The sequence below is a fragment of the Okeania sp. genome, from assembly GCF_035285525.1.
Classification (GTDB): domain Bacteria; phylum Cyanobacteriota; class Cyanobacteriia; order Cyanobacteriales; family Microcoleaceae; genus Trichodesmium.
On the sequence record NZ_JAYKGW010000222.1, the window covers coordinates 1 to 2912 of the forward strand.

The window sequence follows — 2912 nt, forward strand, 5'->3', positions numbered from 1 at the left end:
CCCGCCCTCTTCTCTACATTGACCAGAGATTTCCCTGTATAATCCCAGACTTATCTAAACCCGCCCTCTTCTCTACATTGACCAGAGATTTCCCTGTATAATCCCAGACTTACAGGGCTTACGCAGCTACCCTAGATATAGTACTTAAAACTCTTGCACAATAGTTTTTTGAATCTATATATAGTACATTGCCCTAAGCCCTGATTTACCTAAACCCACCCTCCATAAAATAGCGATCGCTTGACTTTAAACTTATGTAAACTTACATAAAGTAGAGTTTACATCATAAATTATGAAATCTCGTCGGCATTTCCTTACCACATTTTTTGCTATTTGTCTATCTTTGATAACTTGGTTTAACTTTATTCCCAACGTTTGGGCACTTGGAGGTAAACTCCCGGAATTATATCAACCCGCACCAGAATTTACCCTACCCACGAACACAGGTGATGGAGAAATTTCTTTATCAGACTATCGTGGTAAATGGGTAGTGCTTTATTTTTACCCTAAAGATTTTACTTCTGGTTGTACAATTGAAGCGCGTAGGTTCCAGCAAGACTTACCAAAATATATTTCTCGAAACACTCAAATTTTAGGTGTTAGTGCAGATGATGTAAATTCCCACGCAGAATTTTGTGATTCTGAAGGATTAAAATTTCCATTGTTAGCTGATACCGATGGAACTGTTAGTAAAGCTTATGGTTCATGGTTAAACTTCTTTTCCATGAGACATACTTATATTATCGATCCAGATGGGATTTTGCAGGAGATTTTTCTAGGAGTAAGACCACCTATTCATAGTCAAGAAGTTTTGGCAAGTTTAGATGAGTTGCAGCAGAGCTAATTAATATCAAATTCTGTCAAATTATCATTATAGAAGAGATGTTTAATTCAACATTTCTTCTTAAACTTTTTCATCTTTGAAAAGTCTGATTTGCGAAATTTCCAAATTGCACTATTAGAAATAATATCAAAAACGATAATTGTAAGCATTCAGCTATTAGCTGTTAGCTATCCTCCTGAGTCGGAGCTGCGCTAACAGCAATAAAAAACTCAGTTTTAAGGAGAATATTTAAACGAATAAAGAAAGTGAAAAGTGAATTTTGTAGTCAGAAAAATTTCTGATTGATCGGGAACCGTATCATAAATCTTTTTTCTCAAAATAAAATTAATAGCTGAGTCCTGAATGCTTACCAATAATTTTTAAATCTTAGTGAAAGTAATCATAAATAGTAAAAGCTATTTCACTGATAAAATTTTCTTGAGCGTAAGTAACTTAAAATTTTGCATAAATAATTTAACCAATAGTTTTTAAGTAAGCATTCAGTTATTACTGCGGAATACTGACATTTTTAAATTACTGAAAACCATATTTATGAGAGATAGATATTAGTTTTATAGAACATTGTATTCCCAATCCAGTTTCTATACTTTTTTATACAGAATACTATCAGATTTGACATGACAAAAACAACTTATGACTCCCTACTCCCTATTTATGAGAGATAGATATTAGTTTGGTAGAACATTGTATTCCCAATCCCGTTTCTATGCTTTTTTATACAGAATACTATCAGATTTGATATGACAAAAACAACTTCTAACTTCTGAATTATTACTCCCTAATCCCTACTCCACTACTCCCTATAAAACTAATTTATGCTGAACTTACTAAATAAAAGATTACTGTGGTATTTAGCATTACCAATAATTGTTATAAATGGTTGGGCTTTAGTGCAAATATTTCAATATTTTGGTCGAATAATAACAATAACCGTTTCTGCAATATTACTTTCATTTCTCTTAGACTACCCAGTGCTTTTTTTGCAAAAAAACGGAGTTAAAAGACACCGAGCAGTTATTTTAGTATTTTTAGTAGCATTAGTAATTATATTAGTATTAGGCATTATTCTAATTCCCCTACTCTTAGAACAACTTACCGGATTTATTGAAAAATTTCCTAGTTGGATTGAATCTGGAAATCAACAACTAGAATCATTTGATCAATGGGCCTCTAAACGAAAATTACCCATTAATTTAACAGGTTTGACAGATCAATTTACAGAACGTTTATATTCTAAATTACAAGATATTACAGGAGAAATTATTAGTTTTGTTGTCAATACAGTAGGTCGAATTTTCGATATTTTAATCACCATAGTTATTACCTTTTATTTGATGTTACATGGCGATCGCTTATGGAGTGGAATATTTAATTGGTTGCCTAATCATCTAGAAAATCATATCCGCAAATCATTTAGACAAAACTTTGAAAATTATTTCATTGGTCAAGCAACATTAGCTTGTTTAATGGGTGTTTCTATGACCATAAGTTTATTTCTTTTAGGAACTCCTTTTGGTTTATTATTTGGTATTGGGATAGGGCTTATGACTTTAATTCCTTTTGGTACTGCTTTGGGCGTAACTCTTGTTAGTTTATTAATAACTTTAGAAAATTTTTGGCTCGGAACAAAAGTTTTAATAGTAACAGTTTTAATTGAGCAAGCAATTGAAAACTTTGTTGCTCCTAGAATCTTAGGAGGATTTACAGGTCTTAATCCTGTCTGGATTTTATTGAGTTTATTAGTGGGGGCGCAAGTATGGGGAGTTTTGGGTTTATTAATAGCTGTACCAATAGCAGGTTTTGTCAAAGATACTGTTAATTATCTACGTTATGAAGCAAGGGAGTAGGGGAGTAGGGAAGCAGCAATCTGTAGTAACCCACCATTATATAAGTGTTAGTCTAATACTGGACTGATATTTCTATTGTTGGGTTTCGTTCCTCAACCTAACCTACTTTCTGTCTAGTTATTAATTACAAGACTTATCCAAAGACTATAGATATAGCGTTCCAAACTATAACGTTATAGTTTTTCAACTCTATATATAGCAACTTTGCCTCAGTCTTGAAT

At 32.5% G+C, this 2912-nt stretch carries 2 protein-coding genes; both read left to right on the forward strand.

Annotation, left to right across the window (positions count from 1 at the left end; translation table 11 throughout):
• Positions 1 to 292: 292 nt before the first annotated feature.
• Complete coding sequence (locus VKJ25_RS20900) at positions 293 to 844, forward strand: peroxiredoxin (RefSeq protein ID WP_324238578.1); 552 nt, start codon at positions 293 to 295, stop codon at positions 842 to 844.
• An 815-nt stretch (positions 845 to 1659) separates the two neighbouring features.
• A complete protein-coding gene (locus tag VKJ25_RS20905; RefSeq protein WP_324238579.1) occupies positions 1660 to 2691 on the forward strand; it encodes an AI-2E family transporter in 1032 nt (343 codons plus the stop codon).
• Positions 2692 to 2912: the final 221 nt, after the last annotated feature.